Annotated in this window: 15 protein-coding genes; 8 read left to right on the top strand and 7 right to left on the bottom strand. The window is 70.6% G+C overall.

The window, feature by feature from the left end; genetic code table 11:
- Both ACWEOI_RS24250 and ACWEOI_RS24245 read left to right on the top strand, forming a co-directional pair.
- Positions 1-1,476: an FGGY-family carbohydrate kinase gene (locus ACWEOI_RS24250; RefSeq protein WP_452361104.1), complete on the top strand. Its 1,476-nt coding sequence runs from the start codon at positions 1-3 to the stop codon at positions 1,474-1,476.
- 33 nt (positions 1,477-1,509) lie between these two features.
- On the top strand, positions 1,510-2,169 hold the full coding sequence (locus tag ACWEOI_RS24245; RefSeq protein WP_433671749.1) for a TMEM175 family protein: 660 nt from the start codon (positions 1,510-1,512) through the stop codon (positions 2,167-2,169).
- Between the two features lie 4 nt (positions 2,170-2,173).
- Here ACWEOI_RS24245 and ACWEOI_RS24240 read toward each other — a convergent pair whose 3' ends face one another.
- Both ACWEOI_RS24240 and ACWEOI_RS24235 read right to left on the bottom strand, forming a co-directional pair.
- Entirely contained in the window at positions 2,174-3,481 is a 1,308-nt protein-coding gene (locus tag ACWEOI_RS24240; protein ID WP_452361103.1) for a bifunctional o-acetylhomoserine/o-acetylserine sulfhydrylase, read from the bottom strand.
- A gap of 26 nt (positions 3,482-3,507) precedes the next feature.
- A complete protein-coding gene (locus ACWEOI_RS24235; RefSeq protein WP_433671751.1) occupies positions 3,508-4,023 on the bottom strand; it encodes an OsmC family protein in 516 nt (171 codons plus the stop codon).
- Between the two features lie 168 nt (positions 4,024-4,191).
- Here ACWEOI_RS24235 and ACWEOI_RS24230 point away from each other — a divergent pair, with 168 nt between their 5' ends.
- Positions 4,192-4,362, top strand: coding sequence for a CopG family transcriptional regulator (locus tag ACWEOI_RS24230; protein ID WP_357279684.1), 171 nt, complete (start codon positions 4,192-4,194; stop codon positions 4,360-4,362).
- Here the strand turns inward: ACWEOI_RS24230 and xylB are convergent.
- From xylB to ACWEOI_RS24205, 5 genes are all read right to left on the bottom strand, one after another.
- Positions 4,353-5,741, bottom strand: coding sequence for a xylulokinase (xylB, locus tag ACWEOI_RS24225; protein WP_433671752.1), 1,389 nt, complete (start codon positions 5,739-5,741; stop codon positions 4,353-4,355). The genes ACWEOI_RS24230 and xylB overlap by 10 nt on opposite strands.
- A 13-nt stretch (positions 5,742-5,754) precedes the next feature.
- Positions 5,755-6,762, bottom strand: coding sequence for a zinc-dependent alcohol dehydrogenase family protein (locus tag ACWEOI_RS24220; protein WP_452361102.1), 1,008 nt, complete (start codon positions 6,760-6,762; stop codon positions 5,755-5,757).
- A gap of 101 nt (positions 6,763-6,863) precedes the next feature.
- Positions 6,864-7,868 carry a DUF2961 domain-containing protein gene (locus tag ACWEOI_RS24215; protein WP_433671754.1) on the bottom strand — a complete coding sequence of 335 codons (1,005 nt, stop codon included), beginning with the start codon at positions 7,866-7,868 and terminating at the stop codon, positions 6,864-6,866.
- Positions 7,869-7,971: 103 nt separating this feature from the next.
- Complete coding sequence (locus ACWEOI_RS24210) at positions 7,972-8,877, bottom strand: tyrosine-protein phosphatase (RefSeq protein ID WP_452361101.1); 906 nt, start codon at positions 8,875-8,877, stop codon at positions 7,972-7,974.
- A 172-nt stretch (positions 8,878-9,049) separates the two neighbouring features.
- Positions 9,050-11,440 carry a PEP-utilizing enzyme gene (locus tag ACWEOI_RS24205; RefSeq protein WP_452361100.1) on the bottom strand — a complete coding sequence of 797 codons (2,391 nt, stop codon included), beginning with the start codon at positions 11,438-11,440 and terminating at the stop codon, positions 9,050-9,052.
- A 166-nt stretch (positions 11,441-11,606) separates the two neighbouring features.
- On the opposite strand from ACWEOI_RS24205, the gene ACWEOI_RS24200 reads away from it, so the two are divergent.
- The 5 genes from ACWEOI_RS24200 (at position 11,607) to ACWEOI_RS24180 (ending at position 18,321) form a co-directional block, all read left to right on the top strand.
- Complete coding sequence (locus ACWEOI_RS24200; protein WP_452361099.1) at positions 11,607-13,115, top strand: FAD-dependent oxidoreductase; 1,509 nt, start codon at positions 11,607-11,609, stop codon at positions 13,113-13,115.
- Between the two features lie 43 nt (positions 13,116-13,158).
- Positions 13,159-14,109 (top strand): LysR family transcriptional regulator, encoded by a 951-nt coding sequence (locus ACWEOI_RS24195; RefSeq protein ID WP_379277833.1) that lies wholly within the window; start codon positions 13,159-13,161, stop codon positions 14,107-14,109.
- 297 nt (positions 14,110-14,406) lie between these two features.
- A complete protein-coding gene (locus ACWEOI_RS24190; protein ID WP_452361098.1) occupies positions 14,407-16,212 on the top strand; it encodes an alpha/beta hydrolase in 1,806 nt (601 codons plus the stop codon).
- 94 nt (positions 16,213-16,306) lie between these two features.
- Positions 16,307-17,467, top strand: coding sequence for a 3-hydroxy-9,10-secoandrosta-1,3,5(10)-triene-9,17-dione monooxygenase oxygenase subunit (gene hsaA / locus ACWEOI_RS24185; RefSeq protein ID WP_357090110.1), 1,161 nt, complete (start codon positions 16,307-16,309; stop codon positions 17,465-17,467).
- Complete coding sequence (locus ACWEOI_RS24180; protein WP_452361097.1) at positions 17,467-18,321, top strand: alpha/beta fold hydrolase; 855 nt, start codon at positions 17,467-17,469, stop codon at positions 18,319-18,321. The genes hsaA and ACWEOI_RS24180 overlap by 1 nt, the downstream gene beginning before the upstream one ends.
- The last annotated feature ends 27 nt before the right edge of the window (positions 18,322-18,348 follow it).

The following is an 18,348-nucleotide window of genomic DNA, read 5'->3' as shown; positions in this document are numbered from 1 at the left end:
ATGCTCCTCGGCATCGACATCGGCACCTCCGGATCCAAGGGCGTCCTCACCGACCGGGACGGCGTGGTCGCCATGCGCGCCGAACGACCGCACGGGGTGTCGACGCCCCGGCCCGGCTGGGTGGAGCACGACGCGGAGACGGTGTGGTGGGCCGACTTCGTGGGCATCGCCCGCGACCTGGTGGCGGCCGCGGACGGCGAACCCATCGAGGCGCTCGCGGTGAGCGGCATCGGCCCGTGCCTGCTGCCCGCCGCCGCGGACGGCCGCCCACTGCGGCCCGCCATCCTGTACGGGGTCGACACCCGCGCGGGCGTCGAAATCGAGGAACTGGACGCGGAATTGGGGCCGCTGACCGTGCTGGAGCGGTGCGGGTCGCCGCTCACCAGTCAGGCCGTCGGCCCCAAACTGCGCTGGCTCATCCGGCACGAGCCGCGGGTGTGGTCCGCCACCCGAATGTTGTTGATGGCCAGTTCGTTTCTCGTGTACCGCCTGACCGGCCGCTACGTCCTCGACCACCAGTCCGCCAGTCAGTGCGTGCCCATGTACGACCTGATGGCCCGCGACTGGGCCACCGACTGGGCGGAATCCGTCGCGCCCGGCCTGCGCCTGCCCGAATTGGCCTGGCCCACCGAGATAGTCGGCCGCGTCACCCCCGAGGCGGCGGCCGCCACCGGTCTGCCCGTGGGCCTTCCCGTCACCACCGGCACCATCGACGCCTGGGCCGAGGCGGCCGGGATCGGCGTCCGCGCTCCCGGCGACTGCATGATCATGTACGGCACCACCATGTTCCTCACCCAGGTGCTGGCCGACCCGCGCCCGCAACCGGGACTGTGGACCACCTGCGGAACCTGGCCCGGCACCTTCACCTCCGCCGCCGGGATGGCGACTTCCGGCGCGGTCACCGACTGGTTGCGGGCCCTCACCGGCAGCGACTTCGCCGAACTGCTCGACGAGGCGGCCCATGTCCCGCCGGGCTCCCGTGGCCTGCTGGTGCTGCCCTACTTTGCGGGCGAACGCACCCCGCTGTTCGACCCGAACGCCCGCGGCCTGATCGCGGGCCTCACCCTCACCCACCAGCGCGCAGACCTCTACCGCGCCGTCCTGGAGGGCATCGGTTACGGGGTCCGCCACAATCTGGAGGCGATGGCCGCGGCCGGCACCCCCGCGACCCGCCTGGTCGCGGTCGGCGGCGGCACCAAGGGCGGCCTCTGGACCCGCATCGTCTCCGACATCACCGGTCTGCCGCAACAGCTTCCGGCCGACACCGTCGGCGCGGCCCTCGGCGACGCCCTGCTCGCCGCCGAGGCCGTGGGCCTGGACACCTCGGCCTGGAACCCGATCATCGCCACCGTCGAACCGGATCCCGACACCACCGCGCACTACGGCCCGTACTACCGCCACTACCGATCCCTGTACGAGACAACGAAATCCACCGCCCACTTCCTCGCCCGGGAGCAACACCGCGCCGCACCCTGATCTCGGCTAAGGTCCGACCCGGAGGTGGGGCGGATGGCCAGATATCACCGCATCGCGGCACAGGACCTGGGTCGGCTGGGTGCGCTCAGCGACGGAATCTTCGCTGTGGCAATGACTTTGCTCGTGCTGGAACTGCACGTCCCCGCGAGCGAGACCTGGCGTCAGCGCGCCCTGTGGACCTCCGGCGCGGCCGCCGACGAGGAGCCGGTCTGGCACGCCCTCACCCACGTCGGCCCCCAATTCCTCATCTGCTTCCTGGGTTTCCTCACCCTGGGCATGTTCTGGATCGGCCAGCAGACCCAGCTCGGCCTGATGGATCGCGCGGACCGCACGCTGACCTGGATCCATCTGATGTTCCTGTTCGGCGTCTGCATGGTGCCCTTCGCGACCGCCCTGCTGGCCGCGTTCCCGCAGTCGCGCCTGGCCCTGCTGGTCTACTGGGCCGACCTGCTGTACCTGGGACTCGCGCAACTCGCCGCCCTGCGCTACGCCCGCCGCGCCGGTCTGCTCACCGCCGACGCCGCCCCCGAGGACCTGACGGCCATCCGCCGCCGCATCGGAATCGTGCAATTCCTGTACGCGGCGGCGGTGGCATTGTGCCCGATCAGCACCTATCTCAGCATCGGCCTGATCATCGCCCTGCAGGTGAATTCGGCGGTGTCCCCGCGGATCCGGCCCCTCGACCGCTTCTGACCGGCTAGGCGGTCGCGGCGAATCCGGCGCGCAGGTCGGCGAGGATGTCGTCGATCCCCTCGATCCCGACCGCCAGGCGGATCAGGCCCGGCGTGACGCCCGCCGCGAGCTGCTGCTCCGGGGTCAGCTGCGAATGCGTGGTGGAGGCCGGATGGATGACCAGTGAGCGCACGTCACCGATATTGGCGACATGGCTGTGCAGGGTCAGGGCGTCGACGAAACGCTTGCCCGCGTCCACGCCGCCCGCCAGCTCGAAGCCGATGATCGCGCCGACACCCTTGGGGGCCAGCTGCTTTCCGCGCTCGTACCACGGCGAGGACGGCAGGCCCGCGTAGGAGACGGCCGTGACTTCGGGTCGCCCGGTGAGGAATTCGGCCACCGCGGTGGCGTTGGCCACGTGCTGCTCGAGGCGCAGGCTCAGCGTCTCCAGCCCCTGGCTGATGAGGAAGGCGTTGAACGGCGAGATCGCCGAACCCAGATCGCGCAACAGCTGCACCCGCGCCTTGAGCGCGTAGGCGGGCGCGCCCAGGTCGGCGTAGACGACGCCGTGGTAGCTGGGATCGGGTTCGGTGAAGCCCGCGAATCGTCCACCGCGCCAATCGAAGGCGCCGCCGTCCACGATCACGCCCGCGACGGCCGCACCGTGGCCGCCCAGGTACTTGGTCGCCGAGTGCACGACGATGTCCGCGCCGTGCGCGAACGGCTGGATGAGGTACGGGGTGGCGACGGTGTTGTCGACGATGAGCGGAATCCCCGACCCGTGCGCGACCTCCGCGATCCCGGGGATGTCGAGCAGGTGGTTCTGCGGATTGGACACCGTCTCCCCGAAGAACGCCTTGGTGTTCGGCCGGATCGCCGCCCGCCACTGCTCGAGATCGTCCGGATCCTCGACGAAGCTCACCTCGATGCCCAGCTTCGGCAGCGTGTACCGGAACAGGTTGTAGGTGCCGCCGTACAGCCGCGGGCTGGACACGATGTGATCCCCGGCGCCCGCCAGGTTCAGGATCGCGAAGGTCTCCGCCGCCTGGCCCGACGCCAGCAGCAGGGCGGCCACGCCACCCTCGAGCGCCGCGATCCGCTGCTCCACCGCGTCCTGGGTGGGGTTCATGATCCGCGTGTAGATATTGCCCGGCTCGGCGAGCCCGAACAGCGCGGCCGCGTGGTCGGTGTCGCGGAACGCGTACGACGTGGTCTGGTAGATCGGCAGGGCGCGGGCGCCGGTCGTGGCGTCGGGCTGCTGCCCGGCGTGGATCTGCTTGGTCTCGAAACTCCAGGTGGCGCTGGGGTCTTCGGGCAGGACGGACTCGGTCATCGGGGCCTCCGGTGGGTGGGGTGCTGCTACTGGGTGACGAGGGTGGTCTCGACCGGGGTGCGGCCGGTGGTGAGGTCCAGGACCGGGCAGTGCTCGTCGACGGCCCGCTGCAGTTCGGCGTAGCGCCCGGCGGATTCGGGGCCGCCGACCCGGACGGTGACGCGGACCGCCTGGAAGCCGGGCCGGACCGTGTCGTCCAGGCCGAAGAAGCCGCGCACGTCGAGATCGCCCTCGGCCTCGATGGCCAGGTCGTCGATGGTGATGCCGAGGCGCTGGGCCCAGAACCGGTAGGTCACCACCTGGCAGGCGATCAGCGAGGCCAGGTACACCTCCACCGGATTGGGCGCGGATCCCTCGCCGCCCAGCGCGGGCGGCTCGTCCACCCGAACCGTGTACCGGCCCAGCGCGATTGCGCTGCCCACCGTGCCCTCCGGCGTGCCCGCGGCCCGGAAGACCACGGTGGCCTGGGCGGGGTCCGCCGCCACGGCACGTCCGGTCGCCTCGACGATATCGTTCAACGGGGTGCTCAACTCGGTCGTCATACCCGGTGAAGCTACGAGTCAGCGACCGGTGCTGACGATGGTTGAACTCGCCGTGAGCGCAATAGCCGGTACGTATCCCGGGCCTCGGCTACCTGTTCGTCATGTGATGGTTGCCAACTGGACGGTCGTTCGGCAGACACGGTGACACCGGGGTGGTATGAATTCGCGGTGGCATGGACTTTGCGGCTCAGCGAGGACGAAGAAGCTGCGCTGGGTGCGCAGGCGGCGATGGAAGGGCGATCCAAACAGGAGATCGCCCGCGACGCCATCCGGAACTACATCACCCGGCACAAGACGTGGGATGACTACCTGTCCGACGGCCCGGTCGTCTACGGATAGTACGTGTCTCTGATCTCGGCGTAGCGCTGGCGGATCGCGGCGCCGACTCCCGCTGCCAGGGTGTGGAATTCGGTGCCCGGCGGGGTGGGCCAGCGGGGCGGGCGGGGGCCGCCGCGCAGCGCCCAGGCGGCCTGGCGGGCCGCGCCCAGGGCGACGTACTCGCTCGGGTTGGGGACCGTGACGGTGCGGCCGAAGATGGTGGCCGCCGCGTGGGCGATGAGGCGGGAGCGGGATGCGCCGCCGATCAACAGGATTCGATGCGGGACCGTCGGCAGGCGGTCCAGGGCCTCGGCGATATTACAGAGCATGCCCTCGATGGCGGCGCGGGCCAGATGGTGCGGGCGCATGGTGTGCGGGCGCAGGCCGTGCAGACTGCCGGTGGCGTGCGGCAGATTCGGGGTGCGCTCGCCCGCGATGTAGGGCAGCAGGGTGAGGCCGTCCGCGCCCGCGGGGGACTGCGCGGCCAGCACTTCCAGACCGGACACGTCGGTGCCCAGCAGGACCGCCGTCGCGTCCAGGACCCGGGCGGCATTGAGCGTGCAGACCAGCGGCAGGAACGCGCCGGTGGCGTCGGCGAACCCGTTGACCGCCCCGGAGGGATCGGCGCTGGGCGACGCGGCCCGGGTGAACACCGTCCCGCTGGTGCCCAGAGACACCACCACGTCGCCGTCCGCGATGCCCAGTCCCAGGGCCGCGGCCGCGTTGTCGCCGGTGCCCGCGGCCACCAGCCGCCCGCCCGGCGTGTGCCCGGCGATCTCGGCCGGCGCGAGCACCCGGGGCAGGGCCGGACTGCGGCCGCGGAAGGCCATGGCCAGCAGGTCGGTCCGGTAGGCGCCGGCGGCCGGGGACCAGTACCCGGTGCCGGAGGCGTCACCGCGATCGGTGGTGGGCTCGGTCGCCGGATCACCGCCGCGCAGCTGCCAGGTCAGATAGTCGTGGGGGAGCAGCACCCGGACCGTCCGGTCGGCCAGTTCGGGTTCGTGGTCGGCGAACCAGCGCAGCTTGGCCACGGTGTGCGCGGCCAGCGGCACACTGCCCACCGCGTCCGCCCACGCCTGCGGCCCGCCCAGCTCGCCCACCAGCTGACTGGCCGCCTCCGCCGAGCGAGTGTCGTTCCACAGCAGCGCGTCCCGCACCGGATGCCCGGCGGCGTCGAGCGCCACCAGCCCGTGCTGCTGCCCGGCCACCGCGATGGCCTCGACATCACGCATCATGCGGTCACAGGCCGCGCGCAGCGCCTCCCACCACATGGCCGGGGGTACCTCGGTGCCGTCGTGGTGCGGAATCTGGCGCTGCCGCAATACCGTTCCGGTATCGGCGTCGCACACCACGATCTTGCAGGACTGAGTGGAGGAATCCACTCCGGCAACGACCGTCATTGGCCACCACCCTCTATCGTGCCGCCCGTCCGGGATGCAGCTGGATCTTGCGTCCGGTGCCCGCGCGGAAGGTCCGCAGGGCATCGCCGAATTCCTCGAGGGCGAAATCATGGGTGATCACGGTGTCCGCGTCGATCACGCCCTCGCCGAGCAGGTCCACCGCCCGGCCGAAACTGTGCAGTACCGCCATGGATCCGACGATGGTGATCTCGTCGTTGTAGATGCGGAACGGCGAGACGCTGGCCCGCGCCGCCGCCGGCGCCACCCCGAACTGCAGATAGGTGCCGCCGCGCCGCACCCGCGAGAGCCCGTCCTCGATCGCGGCCACCGCTCCGCTGCAATCGATCACGATCTCCCAGCCCTCGGGCCGGTCCATGTCGTCGGCCGACACGGTGGCCGCGTCCGCGCCCAGGGTGCGGGCGACGGCCAGCCGGTCGGCATTGGTGTCCACCACCGACACCGAGGCCGCGCCCGCCGCCGCGGCCAGCTGCTGCATGAGCAGACCCATGGTCCCCGCGCCGTAGATCAGATAGTGCGAGCCGAGTCGCCGTGGCAGCCCGTCGAATCCGTGCACCGCGCACGAGAGCGGTTCCACCAGTGCGCCGTGCGCGGGCGACACGTGCCCGGGCAGCCGATAACAGTTGGCGGCGGGCACTTTCACGTACTCGGCCATGGCGCCGTCCACGGTGTCGCCGATGGCGCCCCAGTTCTCGCACAGATTCCCGCGCCCGATCGCGCAATAGTGGCAGCGGCCGCAGAACAACGACGGATCCACCGCCACCCGGTCGCCGATTCGCACCCCGGCCGCGTCCGCGCCGAGCGCCACCACTTCCCCGGCGAATTCGTGTCCGGGCACGATCGGATAGGGGGTGGGCGGGAATTCGCCCTCGACGATATGGATATCCGTCCCGCATATCCCGACGGCGTCCACGCGGATCACGACCTCACCGGCGCCGGGTAGCGGATCCGGCACCGATTCGACCGAGAACTGTCCGGGCTTCTCGACGACCAAGGCTCGCATACGAATACCATGCACCCGCATGCCACGCGCTCGACGCGTTTTACGCAATAGCAATCGCATTCTTTCTGCTGTCCCACAATCGTTACGGGACGTTCGGGGGATCAGGGGAGCGATTGATACCAGAAGGCGGTGGACGCCACGTGGGCTCGGTCCAGCGGTAGGTAGTGGCCGTCTTCGCGCCAGCCCAGCGCCTGGACGGTGGCGCGCAACCCGGACTCGAAACAGATGGGGTCGGGAATGTGCCAGCGGTACATGCCGAATCGCTGATGCGGCTCGTAGATTCGATGCGGCGGCAGCACCTGCGGCATGCCCAGATAGGCGGTGGAGTAGGGGCGATAAGCGCCGTCGAGGTCGAAATTCCAGGCCCCGCCGAAATAGTCCTCGGTCCCGGTGCCGCAGAGGGTGGGGAATTCGGTGTCGTCGTCGAGATAGAACTTGAGCTCGCCCTCGCCCCACCAGCCGGTGGCGCGCGGCTGCACGGCCAGATACGTTCCGGCGTACCGGCCGGGGCCGCCGTCGATCTCGACGATCGGATGTTCCGCGGGCGTGCCCAGCGGATCGGAGCAGCGCCACCGGGCGTGCAGATACCCGGCGGCGCCCGGTAAGTCCTCTTCCAGATAGGTGATCTGGTAGTACACCGGCGCGGCCTGTTCGGACCCGTTGTGCAGGGTGATCAGCGCGCGGGAGTGGAACGGCATGGCCCAGTAGCTGTTCAGACCGCCCGCCGGCGCGACCACGATCATGGCGGAGTCGACGAGGGCCAGCTGATCCCAGCCATTGCAGAAGAAATCGCCCAGCGGCACCGCGACGGCCGGTTCCGGCGCGTCGTCCCAGTACATCTGGAGCGTGAAATCGCGCAGCAGCGCGCGATCGGTGGTGAGCCACAGGTGCCGGATCACGCCGGGCCCGGAAAGGTCGGCGAGCGTGACGGTTTCGCCGGGCCGCAGGTCGATGGACGGCGAGACCTTCCAGCCCCGCCCCAGCCCCGCCGCCGCGAACGCACCGGTTCCGGAGATGGCGCGCCCGCCCCCACCGGGCTCACCGGTCGGGTTCTCCGCGCTCACCGAGCGGGTGCGCCGCCCGTCCAGCTGCCAGATCTCGTGCATTATGCGAATTTTCGCATGTAGATCGAAATTGGGAAGCGGACATGGGGCGGACACGCGAATGCCGACGCCGTCCCACACGGCGCCGGCATTGCGGAGGATACTGCTAGGCCAGCTTGGACTTCAGGGTCGCGACGGTCGCGGCGTCGATGCCCAGGCCCTGCGACAGGAAGTTGTCGAAGGAGCCGTAGTTGGCCTGGACGGCGTCGAAGGCGGAATCGAGGAAGGCGCGGTCGACGCCGAGGACCGGCTCGAACAGCGACGGGTCCGTGACCAGACCGGCGTGGACCAGGCCGTCGAGGGTCGCCTTGTTGGCGGCGGCCAGGTTCTCGTTGGAGTCCAGGTAGTCGTTGTAGACCTGGCCCTTGTTGGCGCCCAGGGCGGTCAGCAGGATGGCCGACATCCAGCCGGTGCGGTCCTTACCGGCGGTGCAGTGGAACAGCACCGGGCCGTTGGCGTCGGCGATCTCCTTCAGCGCGGCCGAGAACTGACCGCGCGAGGTGGCGTCGGTGACCAGCCACTTGTAGTAGTCGATCATGTACTGCCGGCCCTTGCCGTCGCCGAGCAGCTGCTGCTGGACCTCGGGGCCACCCTGCACGGCCTTGGCGAAGAACAGGTAGAAGTCGTTGTTCGGGTCGTAGACCGGGATCGACTTGGCCGGGATGGAGCCGGGCAGCTTGTCCGGGTTCTGGGCGCGCTCGGTCGGGCTGCGGAAATCGATGACCTCGACGATGCCCGCCGACACCAGCTGCTGCTGCTCGGCCGCGCTCAGCTTGTTGAGGGCGTCGGCCCGGTAGACCGAACCGGCCTTGGTCTTGGCGCCGCCGCCGAGCGGGATGCCGCTCAGGTCTCGCGCGTTCGGGGCACTGGGCAGGTTCAGCGAGACGCCCTTGGGGGTCTGCAGGACCGGCACCGGCGCGGCCACCGCGGGGGTGACGGCAATCGGGGTGATTGCGATGAGCGCGGCGGCTACACCGGTCAGAGTGCCGCGTACGGCGCGCGAGATCGTCACTGGGGGTATTCCTTTCGATGACGGACCGGGGCGTGGGTGTGTCCCGGTCCGGGTATAGATGCGCAAAGTGGAGACTGGTTGGTTTGTAGTTGGGCCGACCGGTCCCCGGTGGACCGACCGTCCTCGGGCGCGAGCGCGGCGCGCCCGAGGCGGATTCGGTTGCGGGCCGCGCCTATTCGGCGTCGGCCAGCAACGTGATGGTCCCGGCCGCACCGTCCACCCGGACGCGCTGGCCGTCCTGCAGGCCGGTGCTCGCGACCTTGGCGTCCACCACGCAGGGGACGCCGAACTCGCGGGCCACGATGGCGGCGTGCGAGGCCGAGCCGCCGATATCGGTGACCACCGCGCCCGCGTAGGCGAACATGGCGGTGTGGCCGGTGTCGGTCACCGAGGCGACCAGGATGTCGCCCGGCTCGATGTCGTCGTCGAGGGTCAGCACGCGCTTGACGGTGCCCTCCACCACGCCCGGGCTGACGCCCAGACCGGTGATGGTCTCGCCCACCGCGATCGCGCCGGAGACCTCCTCCGGCTCCCACGGGCCGTTGACCACGTCGGGCATGCGGACGGCCTGGAAGCGGGTGCGCTCGGCCCGGCGGCGCGCCACCCGCTCCTGCAGATCGGCGGGGGCCCACAGGATCTCGTCCAGGTTCAGGAACACCGAGTCCTCGATCTCGGTGAGCTTGCCCGCCTTCACCAGGCGCGCGGCGCGCTCCTGGGTGGCCAGGCGCAGGCAGTTGGTGACCCGGACGACGGCGTCGCGGGCACGCTCGCGGTAGACGGTCGCGCCGACGGCCATCTTGGCGGTGCGGCTGGTCGGCTCCGGCACCGGCTCGCGGTGCGGCGCGGGCATTTCCGCGGCCCGCCCGGCGGCGGTGACCAGCAGTTCGGGGCGGTCGCCGAAGGTGCTGTTGATGAGCTCGCACTCGCCCGGACCGCGGTGGCCGATCTTGGCCAGCTCCTGGTCCAGGGCCTTGGAGAACTCCGGCGACTTCTCGCGGGCCGCGCCCACGTCACCGGTCTTGGCCAGCGCCTGCAGCCCGGCGTCCTTGCGGCACAGGCCCGCCAGCCGCTCCACGGCCAGCATGGTCTTGGCCGACTCCAGGCGGTTCAGGTCGATCTTGACCTCACCCTTGTGGGCGGCGGTGGCCGCGCCGGTCATCATGACGCCGATGGAGGCCGCCTGCCACGCCTGGTTGAGGCGGTCGCGCCAGAGCAGGGCGCGGGCGTGCAGCTGCTCGTCGGTGAGCTCGGAGATCTGGTCGCGGTTCAGCGCCTCCGCGTGCGAGGCGGCATTGATCAGCTCGGCGGTCTTGCTGAACTGCAGGGCGGTCGAGGCGACCCGGCCCATGGCCTTGAAAGTGCCCGCGCGGGCGGCCATACCGGTCGGCATGGCGGGACGGCCCTTCGGGTGCAGCTCGAGGTCGCCGATGGTGCCGTAGACGTCGCGGCGCACGCTCTCCTCGTCCCAGCCGGGCATGTTCTCGGCGGAGAAGACGCCGATGGAGGCGTTGATGTACATGTGGTGGCCGAGCACGCTGGTCACGCGGGACACCCAGTGCTCGAGCGCGATGCCCTCGATGGCGATCATGTGGCCCATCGCCTCGTTGCCCAGGCGGATGGCCCCGGCCTGCAGGTCGATGGTGAGCGGGGTGAGCGGACCGGGCAGCGCCTCGGAGGTGTTGGTGGCGGTGTAGACCGGGATGCGGTCGTCGACCAGATCGTCGAACTCGCCCTGCAGTCCCTCGGGGGCGGCGGAGGTCAGCTGGTAGCCGTCGGAGGTCGGGGCGTTCTGCGGCACCACGTGGGTCGGCAGCGGGATCGCGCCGCGGCGGTTGCGGAAGCCGGAGCCGCCGCTCTTGCGGCCGTGCAGGCCGCGCGCGGTGTCGGCGATGACCTCGGTGGCGTTCCAGCCGTAGCGGAAGCCCCACTCCTCGCGGGCCGCGCTCGCGTCGACCTTGGTCTGCGTCGCCGACGACTTCGGCAGCCACGCACCGTATTTCACGCCCGCCTCGGACAGGATGCGCTTGACCTCGGCGCTGGACACCTCGCCGGGCGCGGCCAGCTCGACCACGCCGCCGCGCTGCGACAGCGCCGCCAGCACCAGGAAGCGCTCCAGGTCGTCGTAGTGCAGCACCTGCACGCTGCCCTTGCCGCCGCCGGTCAGGCTCTCCAGGGCGCGCCAGCCGCCGTGATCGACGCGGCGGCCCGCCACCAGCGCGGTGCGCACGATGAGCGCGTCGGCGCCGGAGCCGGCCACGATCTTCTCGACACTCGAATCAGCGCCCGCCGCAACGGGAACCACGAGGCGCGCACCGGATTCCTGGGCCGCCTTCGCGATCGCCGCGACCGCCGGGCCCGCCAGGTGCACGATCACGTCGGCCCCGGCCGCGGCCCGCGCGCACACCTGCGCGTCGGACAGGTCGCCGACGGTCACCTCGACCCGCGGGTCCACGTAGCGGTGCCGCTGCCGGTCCAGACCGGATACCTCGTGGCCGGCGGCCAGCAGCATGCGCGCGACGGCGCGGCCGCTCGGCTCGGTGACTCCGGTGACCAGAATCCGCATTGACTCTCCTCCTCGTGCAGGCGTCCCCAACCACAGTGACGCCGTTCACACACCATCCCTATTACACGAGGGTGTGACGGGTCGCAGTCCCGTTGAACGGGATCGGCGAATCGGTCAGCAAGATGGACCGCTAAGGAATGGCGGTCGGAGCGGGCACCGTCGAGGCATGACAGTGCGGAATTCGGTCACGCCGCGGGCGGCCGGCGAGGTGGGCCCCTACGACATCGAGACCGATGTGCTGATCGTCGGCTACGGCGCGGCCGGGGCCGCGGCGGCCTTCGAGGCCGCGCACGCGGGCGCGCAGGTGCTGATCGTGGACCGGGCGGGCGGTCCGGGCGGCGCGTCGGCCAATTCCGGCGGCGAGATCTACCTCGGCGGCGGCACCCCGATCCAGGTGGCCTGCGGCTTCGACGACACCCCCGAGGCCATGGCCGCGTTCCTGAAGGCCGCGCTCGGCGCGGGCGCGGACACCGCCAAGATCGACGAGTACTGCGCGGGCAGCGTCGAGCACTTCCACTGGCTGGTCGACCGCGGCGTGCCGTTCAAGCCGACCATGTGGAATGCCCCCACCTGGGTGCCGCCCACCGACGACGGCCTGATGTGGCTGGGCGAGAACAGCTGGCCCTTCACCGAACTGGCCCACCCCGCCCCGCGCGGGCACCGGCCCACCGCCAACGACTTCGGCGGCAAGCTGCTCATGGAGTGCCTGGCCGCCGCGGCCGAGGCAGCCGGGGCCACCACGCGATTCGACACCTACGTCAGCACGCTCGTCGTCGACGAGGACGGCGTCGTGGTCGGCGCGGTCGCGCGCCGCTACGGCGAGGAGATCACCATTCGCGCCCGGCGCGGAATCGTGCTCACCACCGGAGGTTTCGTCGACAACGACGCCATGCTCGCCGCCCACGCCCCGCAGCTGCTCGGCCACACCAAGGTCAGCGCGGGCACCGACGACGGCTCCGGCATCCGGATGGCCCAGGCGCTGGGCGCGGCCGTGCGCCACATGTCCGCCGGGCAGGTCGGCATGTCCCTGATCCCGGGGCTGGCCGTGCGCGGCATGGTGGTCAACGCCCTGGGCCGCCGCTTCGTCAACGAGGACACCTACCCGGGCCGCATCGGCCAGCACGCGCTCTACCGCCAGAACATGGGCGGCAGCTGGGCGGGCGACGACACCGCGGTGTGGGTCATCGTCGACGAGGAGGGTTTCGAGGACGTCCCCGAACCCCAGCGCTGGGGTGTGCGGCCCACGCACGTCGCCGAGACGCCCGAGGAGCTCGAGCAACTCACCGGCCTGCCCGCGGGGTCGCTGAGCACCGCCATCGGCCGCTACAACGAATTCGCCCGGCAGGGCGCGGATCTCGATCACCACAAGGCCGCGCGCTGGCTGCGGGAACTCACCCCGCCGCTGGCCGCCATCGACGTGAAGGCCGGGGTCCGCCCGCCGTCGGAGGCCGGTGATCGGCGCGGCACCGGCGCCTCGGTGTTCACCCTGGGCGGTCTGCACACCGATCTGGATGGGCACGTGCTCGACCACGACGGCAAGCCGATCGCGGGTCTCTACGCCGCGGGCCGGGCCGCCAACGGGCTGCACGGGTTCGGCTACATTTCCGGAACCTCGCTGGGTGACGGCACTTTCTTCGGCCGCCGGGCCGGAACCGCCGCCGCCCGGCGCGCGTGAACTCACGAATCGGGCAGGCGGTTTCGATCTAGACTCGCTCGCTATGGATGTGCACTCGCGGCAGTTGCGGTATTTCGTCGCGGTGGCGGAGGACCTGAGTTTCACGCGGGCCGCGCAGCGGCTGCACGTGGCGCAGCAGGGGTTGAGTGCGCAGATCAAGCAGTTGGAGCAGGCCCTGGACCTGGTGCTGTTCATCCGGACCACGCGCAGTGTGGAGCTCACCGCGGCGGGGGAGGCGCTGCTCGAGGGGGTCCGCGGCGCGCTGACCACCTTGGGCCTGGCCGTGGAGCAGGCGCGGGTGGCGCAGCGGCGCGAGTCGGACCGGCTGGTGCTCGGGTTCCTCGAGGGCGCGGCGCTGACGCTCACCGAGCCGATCCTGGCGGCCTTCCGGGAACGGCATCCGGACGTGACGGTCGACATGCGGCAGTTCACCTACGAGGAGCCCGCCGCCGGTCTGGCCGACGGCAGCGTGGACGTGGCCTTCGCGCGACTTCCGTTCCGCGCGGACGGAATCCGGGTGGAGCCGCTGTTCGCCGAGCCGCTGGTGGCGCTGGTGCCCGCCGAGCATCCGCTGACCGCACTGCCCGAGGTGCGGGTGCGGGACCTGCTGGACCAGCCGCTGCTCGGCGCGGACAACGACGATCCGGTGTGGAATGCGTTCTGGGAGTTGCACGATCACCGCGACGGGACGCCCGCGCCGGTGGTGTCGCGGTCGAAGTCGCTGCTGGAGGAGCTGCACAAGGTGTCGGCGGGCGTCGGCGTGGTGCTGACCGTCGCGTCGGCGCGCTGGATGCCGTTTCCCCGGGTCCGGTTGCTGCCGATTGTCGATGCCCCGCGCAACGAGGTAACCGTGGCCTGGCCCGCGGAACACGAGACCCCGCTGGTGCGTTCGTTCGTCGAGATCGCGCGGGAGGTCCGGGCCGCGCGTCCGGAACTGGTCGAGCTGCTGGAACGGCCCGATTTCGAGGATCGGACACTACCGGCTCACCTCTGATTGACAAGTGCGGCTTGTCAATCACCGAAGAATAGCTGTTTCACATTGCTGGGGGGACGCCCTACTGTTGCCAGACGTGGGCGGACAACGCGGGGGGCTGCGTCGTCCACCGCGAACCTCCCTGCGGTTCGTGGCCGCCTCATTTCTCGATGAGGCGCACCCCTCATTTCCCGATGAGGGAATCTCGGATAGCCGGCGCCGCCGGACACCGGCCTGAGCCCCCGGCGTCCGGCGGCGCCGGTGTCGTGCGCGCGTGTCGCTGCGGTCCGGGCGAGTCCTGGAGATCAGACTCGAGACATGAAGGCCGACGGTCAGGACCTCGACAAGCCCGCCGACGACATGCTCGCCGACGACGCGCAGCCGGACACCCGATCGTTCCCGTCCCGCGTGTGGGCGGTCATCGCCCGCGTGGAACGCGCGATCAACCCGAACTATCCCGGCCTGATCGTGGCGTGGATCTTCTTCCTGTGGGCGGTGTCGCCCTCCCTGCTGCCCCGCACCTGGCTGTTCGAGGGCCTGGTCTGCGGGATCAGCGCGGCCATCGGCTACGGCGTGGGCTGCGTGCTGGCGTGGGCGTTCGAGAAGTGGGTGCAGCCGCGGCTGCCCGACTCCGCCGAGGGCCTGGCCAAACTGTGGAATCCGAGCGAAACCACCCGGGCCGTCGGCAAAGTCGTGATCCTGGTCGGCACCATCGTCGGCGCCGCGCTGGTGCTGGCCCGGTCGGCCCGCTGGCAGCGCGACCTCGAAACGCTGATGGGGATGGAACCGACCACCACGTCGAGCTACCTGCGCGCCGAACTGCTGGCCGCGGCCACCCTGGCCCTGGTGATCGCCGCGTACCGCGTGGTGCGGTGGCTGATCCGGCTGATCGTGCGGCTGCTCAATATCGACTGGCACATTCCGCGCGGCCTGGCCTACCCCGGCGCGGTCGTCGTGGTGGCCGTGCTGGCGGTGCTGCTGTTCCAGGGCGTGCTGGCGAAAGCCTTCTTCGCCACGGCCAATTCGGCGTTCAGCCTGCGCAACGGCAAGACCTCGGAGAGCGCGATCCAGCCGCAGCTGCCCGAAAGGTCCGGCAGCCCACAGTCTCTGGCCGGATGGGACACCCTCGGTTCGGAGGGCCGCTGGTTCGTGGCCACCGCGCCGACCGCCGAACGGATCGCGCGGGTCACGGGAAAGCCCGCGCGCGAACCGATTCGGGTGTACGCGGGCCTGGACTCGGCGAAGGAGCCCGAGGACATCGCCGCCCTGGTGGTGCGCGAACTCGACCGCACCCGGGCCTTCGACCGCAAGGTGCTGGTGGTGGTGACCACCACCGGCACCGGCTGGGTGGACTCCACCACCGCCTCCTCGATCGAGTACATGTACGGCGGCGACAGCGCCATCGCCGCCACCCAGTACTCGTACCTGCCCAGCGTGCTGTCGTTCCTGTCCGACCGTGAGAAGGCCACCGAGTCCGGGCGACTGGTCATCCACGCCGTCCACGAACGGTGGGCCCAGCTGCCCCCGGAGCACCGGCCCAAGCTGCTGGTCTACGGCGAGAGCCTGGGCTCACAGGGCTCCGAGGGCGCGTTCTCCGGACTCGACGACATCCGCAGCATGGTGGACGGCGTGCTGTGGGTGGGCCCGCCCAACTCGAACCGCATCTGGAGTCAGATCGAGCAGCGCCGCGACGTGGGGACGCCGGAGATCCTGCCGATCTACGCCGACGGCCTCATCGTCCGCTTCGCCGCCACCGCACCGGATCTCGCCCGCCCCGCCCGCCAGTGGACCGACCCACGCGTGGTCTACCTGCAACACGCCTCCGACCCCATCGTGTGGTGGTCGCCGGATCTGCTGTTCACCCAACCGGATTGGCTGAAGGAACCGCGCGGCGCGGATGTCTCCAAATCCATCCGCTGGTGGCCCATCGTCACCTTCTGGCAGATCAGCGCCGACCTCGCCAACGCGCAGGGCGTGCCCTCGGGCCACGGCCACCGCTACGGCGACCTGGTCCTCGACGGCTGGGTCGCCGTCGCCCAGCCGGCCGACTGGAACCCCGGCCTCGACGCCGCCATCCGCGAGGCCCTCGACGAGGACATCACCTGGGAGTACGCCCACAAGTGACCGACGTTCCGATGATCGGGACTATTTCGGTTCGAAACACCTGGATGGTCATAACTTCGATGGCAGGAAACTCTGCACGAGGAGGAACGCCCGCATGACTAACAAGGTGCTCGATCGGGTCCGCGATCTGCTGCCCGCGATCCGGGAACGCGCGGTTCAGGCCGAAGAGCAGCGGCGGGTGCCCGACGCCAGCATCGCCGAGCTCACCGAGGCCGGTGTGTTCCGCATGCTGCAGCCGGCCCGTTTCGGCGGCATGGAGGAGTCCCCGGTCGCCTTCTACGAGGTGATCCGCGCGATCGGCACCGTGTGCCCGTCCACCGCGTGGGTGTCCTCGGTGCTGGGCGCGCACCCGTGGCAGCTGGCCCTGTTCGAGGACCAGGCGCAGCAGGACGTGTGGGCCGAGAACCCCGACACCCTGGTGTCCTCCTCCTACGCGCCGACCGGCAAGCTGACCGTCGTCGACGGCGGCTACGAGCTGTCGGGCCGCTGGCAGTTCTCCTCGGGCTGCGACCACGGCCAGTGGGTGTTCCTGGGCGCGCTGGTGCCGACCGCGACCGGCATGGACTACTACACGGTCCTGGTGCCGCGCACCGATTACCGCATCGAGGACACCTGGAACGTGTCGGGCCTGGCGGGCACCGGCTCCAACGACATCGTCATCGAGAAGGCCTTCGTCCCGGCCTACCGCGCCTACTCGGCCGCGGATCAGGCCAACCTGATCGGCCCCGGCCAGGCGGTGAACACCAACCCGCTGTACAAGATCTCGTTCGGCGCGCTGTTCTCCAACACCATCACCGCCCCGATCATCGGCGCGGCGCAGGGCGCCTACGACGCGCACATCGAGCGTCAGCGCGAGCGGGTGCGGCTGTCCTACGGCGGTCAGAAGGTCTCCGAGGATCCCTTCGCCCACGTCCGGATCGCCCGCGCCGCTTCGGAAATCGACGCCGCCGTGCTCCAGATGGAACGCAACATGTCCGAGCAGCTGCGCTACGCGCAGGCCGGTGAGGAGATCCCGTTCGAGCTGCGGCTGGCCACCCGCCGCGACCAGGTGCGCGGCACCGAGCGCGCGCTCGAGGCGATCGACCTGCTGTTCAAGAACTCCGGCGGCCACGCCATCCGCCAGCCGAACATCATCGAGCGCAACTGGCGCGACGCCCACGCGGGCAGCGTGCACGTGATCAACGACGTGGAGCGCGCGCTGGCCATGTACGGCAAGGGCGCCATGGGCCTCGAGGTCGCGGATCGGATGCTCTGATGACCCTCACCGCGGAGAGCACCACCAAGTGGGTGACCGTCGACGGTCACAAGCTCCGCTATCACGAGGCCGGTGAGGGCCCGGCGCTGGTGCTGTTGCACGGCTCCGGCGCGGGCGTCTCCGGCTGGGCCAACTTCGGTGAGAACCTGCCGGTGCTGGCCCAGCACTTCCGCTGCCTGATCCTGGATCAGCCGGGCTTCGGCGAGAGCGGCCGCCCGGAGGTGTACGAGCGCAACTACCTGCGCATCGCCGCCGACGCGGTGATCGGCCTGCTCGACGAGCTGGGCCTGGAGAAGGCGCACGTGCTCGGCAATTCCATGGGCGGCACGGTCGCGACCCTGCTCGCGCTCGAGCATCCGGGCCGCGTGGACCGCGTGGTGCTGATGGCCCCCGGCGGGGTCGGGGTGAACATCCTCGGACCTGAACCGTCCGAGGGCATCAACCGGCTCATGGAGTTCAATATGAACCCCAGCGACGAGAAGGCCATGGGCTTCCTGCGGGCCATGGTCTCCAACCCGGCCACCCTCACCGAGGAACTCGTCGCCAAGCGCCTGAAGGCCGCCGCCGACCCGAAGGGTCAGGCCGCCCTGCGCGACGCCTACGCCACCTTCTACAACCCGAAGCTGGCCGAGCCGGTTCCGCTGTGGGCGCGGCTCAAGGGCATCAAGCAGGAAGTGCTGATCCTGTGGGGCCGTGACGACCGGGTGACCCCGGTGGAGGGCTCGCTCTTCGCGGCCCGGCAGATCCCCAACGCGGACCTGCGCACCTTCGCGCGCTGCGGCCACTGGGTCATGGTGGAGCGCAAGGACGCGTTCGAGCGTTCGGTGATCGACTTCCTGGACAACGGTCTGTAGCAAGCGGTTTCCCGGGATTCGGGGGGT

Source organism: Nocardia sp. NPDC004340 (assembly GCF_053602575.1).
Note: the sequence above shows the minus strand (reverse complement) of the source record. Positions and strands in the feature narration are given on the sequence as shown.

Coding starts and splice junctions, on each gene's coding strand:
- hsaA (WP_357090110.1), top strand. CDS start 16,307: ATGACTAACAAGGTGCTCGATCGGGTCCGCGATCTGCTGCCCGCGATC.
- ACWEOI_RS24190 (WP_452361098.1), top strand. CDS start 14,407: ATGAAGGCCGACGGTCAGGACCTCGACAAGCCCGCCGACGACATGCTC.
- ACWEOI_RS24180 (WP_452361097.1), top strand. CDS start 17,467: ATGACCCTCACCGCGGAGAGCACCACCAAGTGGGTGACCGTCGACGGT.
- xylB (WP_433671752.1), bottom strand. CDS start 5,741: ATGACGGTCGTTGCCGGAGTGGATTCCTCCACTCAGTCCTGCAAGATC.
- ACWEOI_RS24215 (WP_433671754.1), bottom strand. CDS start 7,868: ATGCACGAGATCTGGCAGCTGGACGGGCGGCGCACCCGCTCGGTGAGC.
- ACWEOI_RS24250 (WP_452361104.1), top strand. CDS start 1: ATGCTCCTCGGCATCGACATCGGCACCTCCGGATCCAAGGGCGTCCTC.
- ACWEOI_RS24195 (WP_379277833.1), top strand. CDS start 13,159: ATGGATGTGCACTCGCGGCAGTTGCGGTATTTCGTCGCGGTGGCGGAG.
- ACWEOI_RS24245 (WP_433671749.1), top strand. CDS start 1,510: ATGGCCAGATATCACCGCATCGCGGCACAGGACCTGGGTCGGCTGGGT.
- ACWEOI_RS24205 (WP_452361100.1), bottom strand. CDS start 11,440: ATGCGGATTCTGGTCACCGGAGTCACCGAGCCGAGCGGCCGCGCCGTC.
- ACWEOI_RS24220 (WP_452361102.1), bottom strand. CDS start 6,762: ATGCGAGCCTTGGTCGTCGAGAAGCCCGGACAGTTCTCGGTCGAATCG.
- ACWEOI_RS24235 (WP_433671751.1), bottom strand. CDS start 4,023: ATGACGACCGAGTTGAGCACCCCGTTGAACGATATCGTCGAGGCGACC.
- ACWEOI_RS24240 (WP_452361103.1), bottom strand. CDS start 3,481: ATGACCGAGTCCGTCCTGCCCGAAGACCCCAGCGCCACCTGGAGTTTC.
- ACWEOI_RS24200 (WP_452361099.1), top strand. CDS start 11,607: ATGACAGTGCGGAATTCGGTCACGCCGCGGGCGGCCGGCGAGGTGGGC.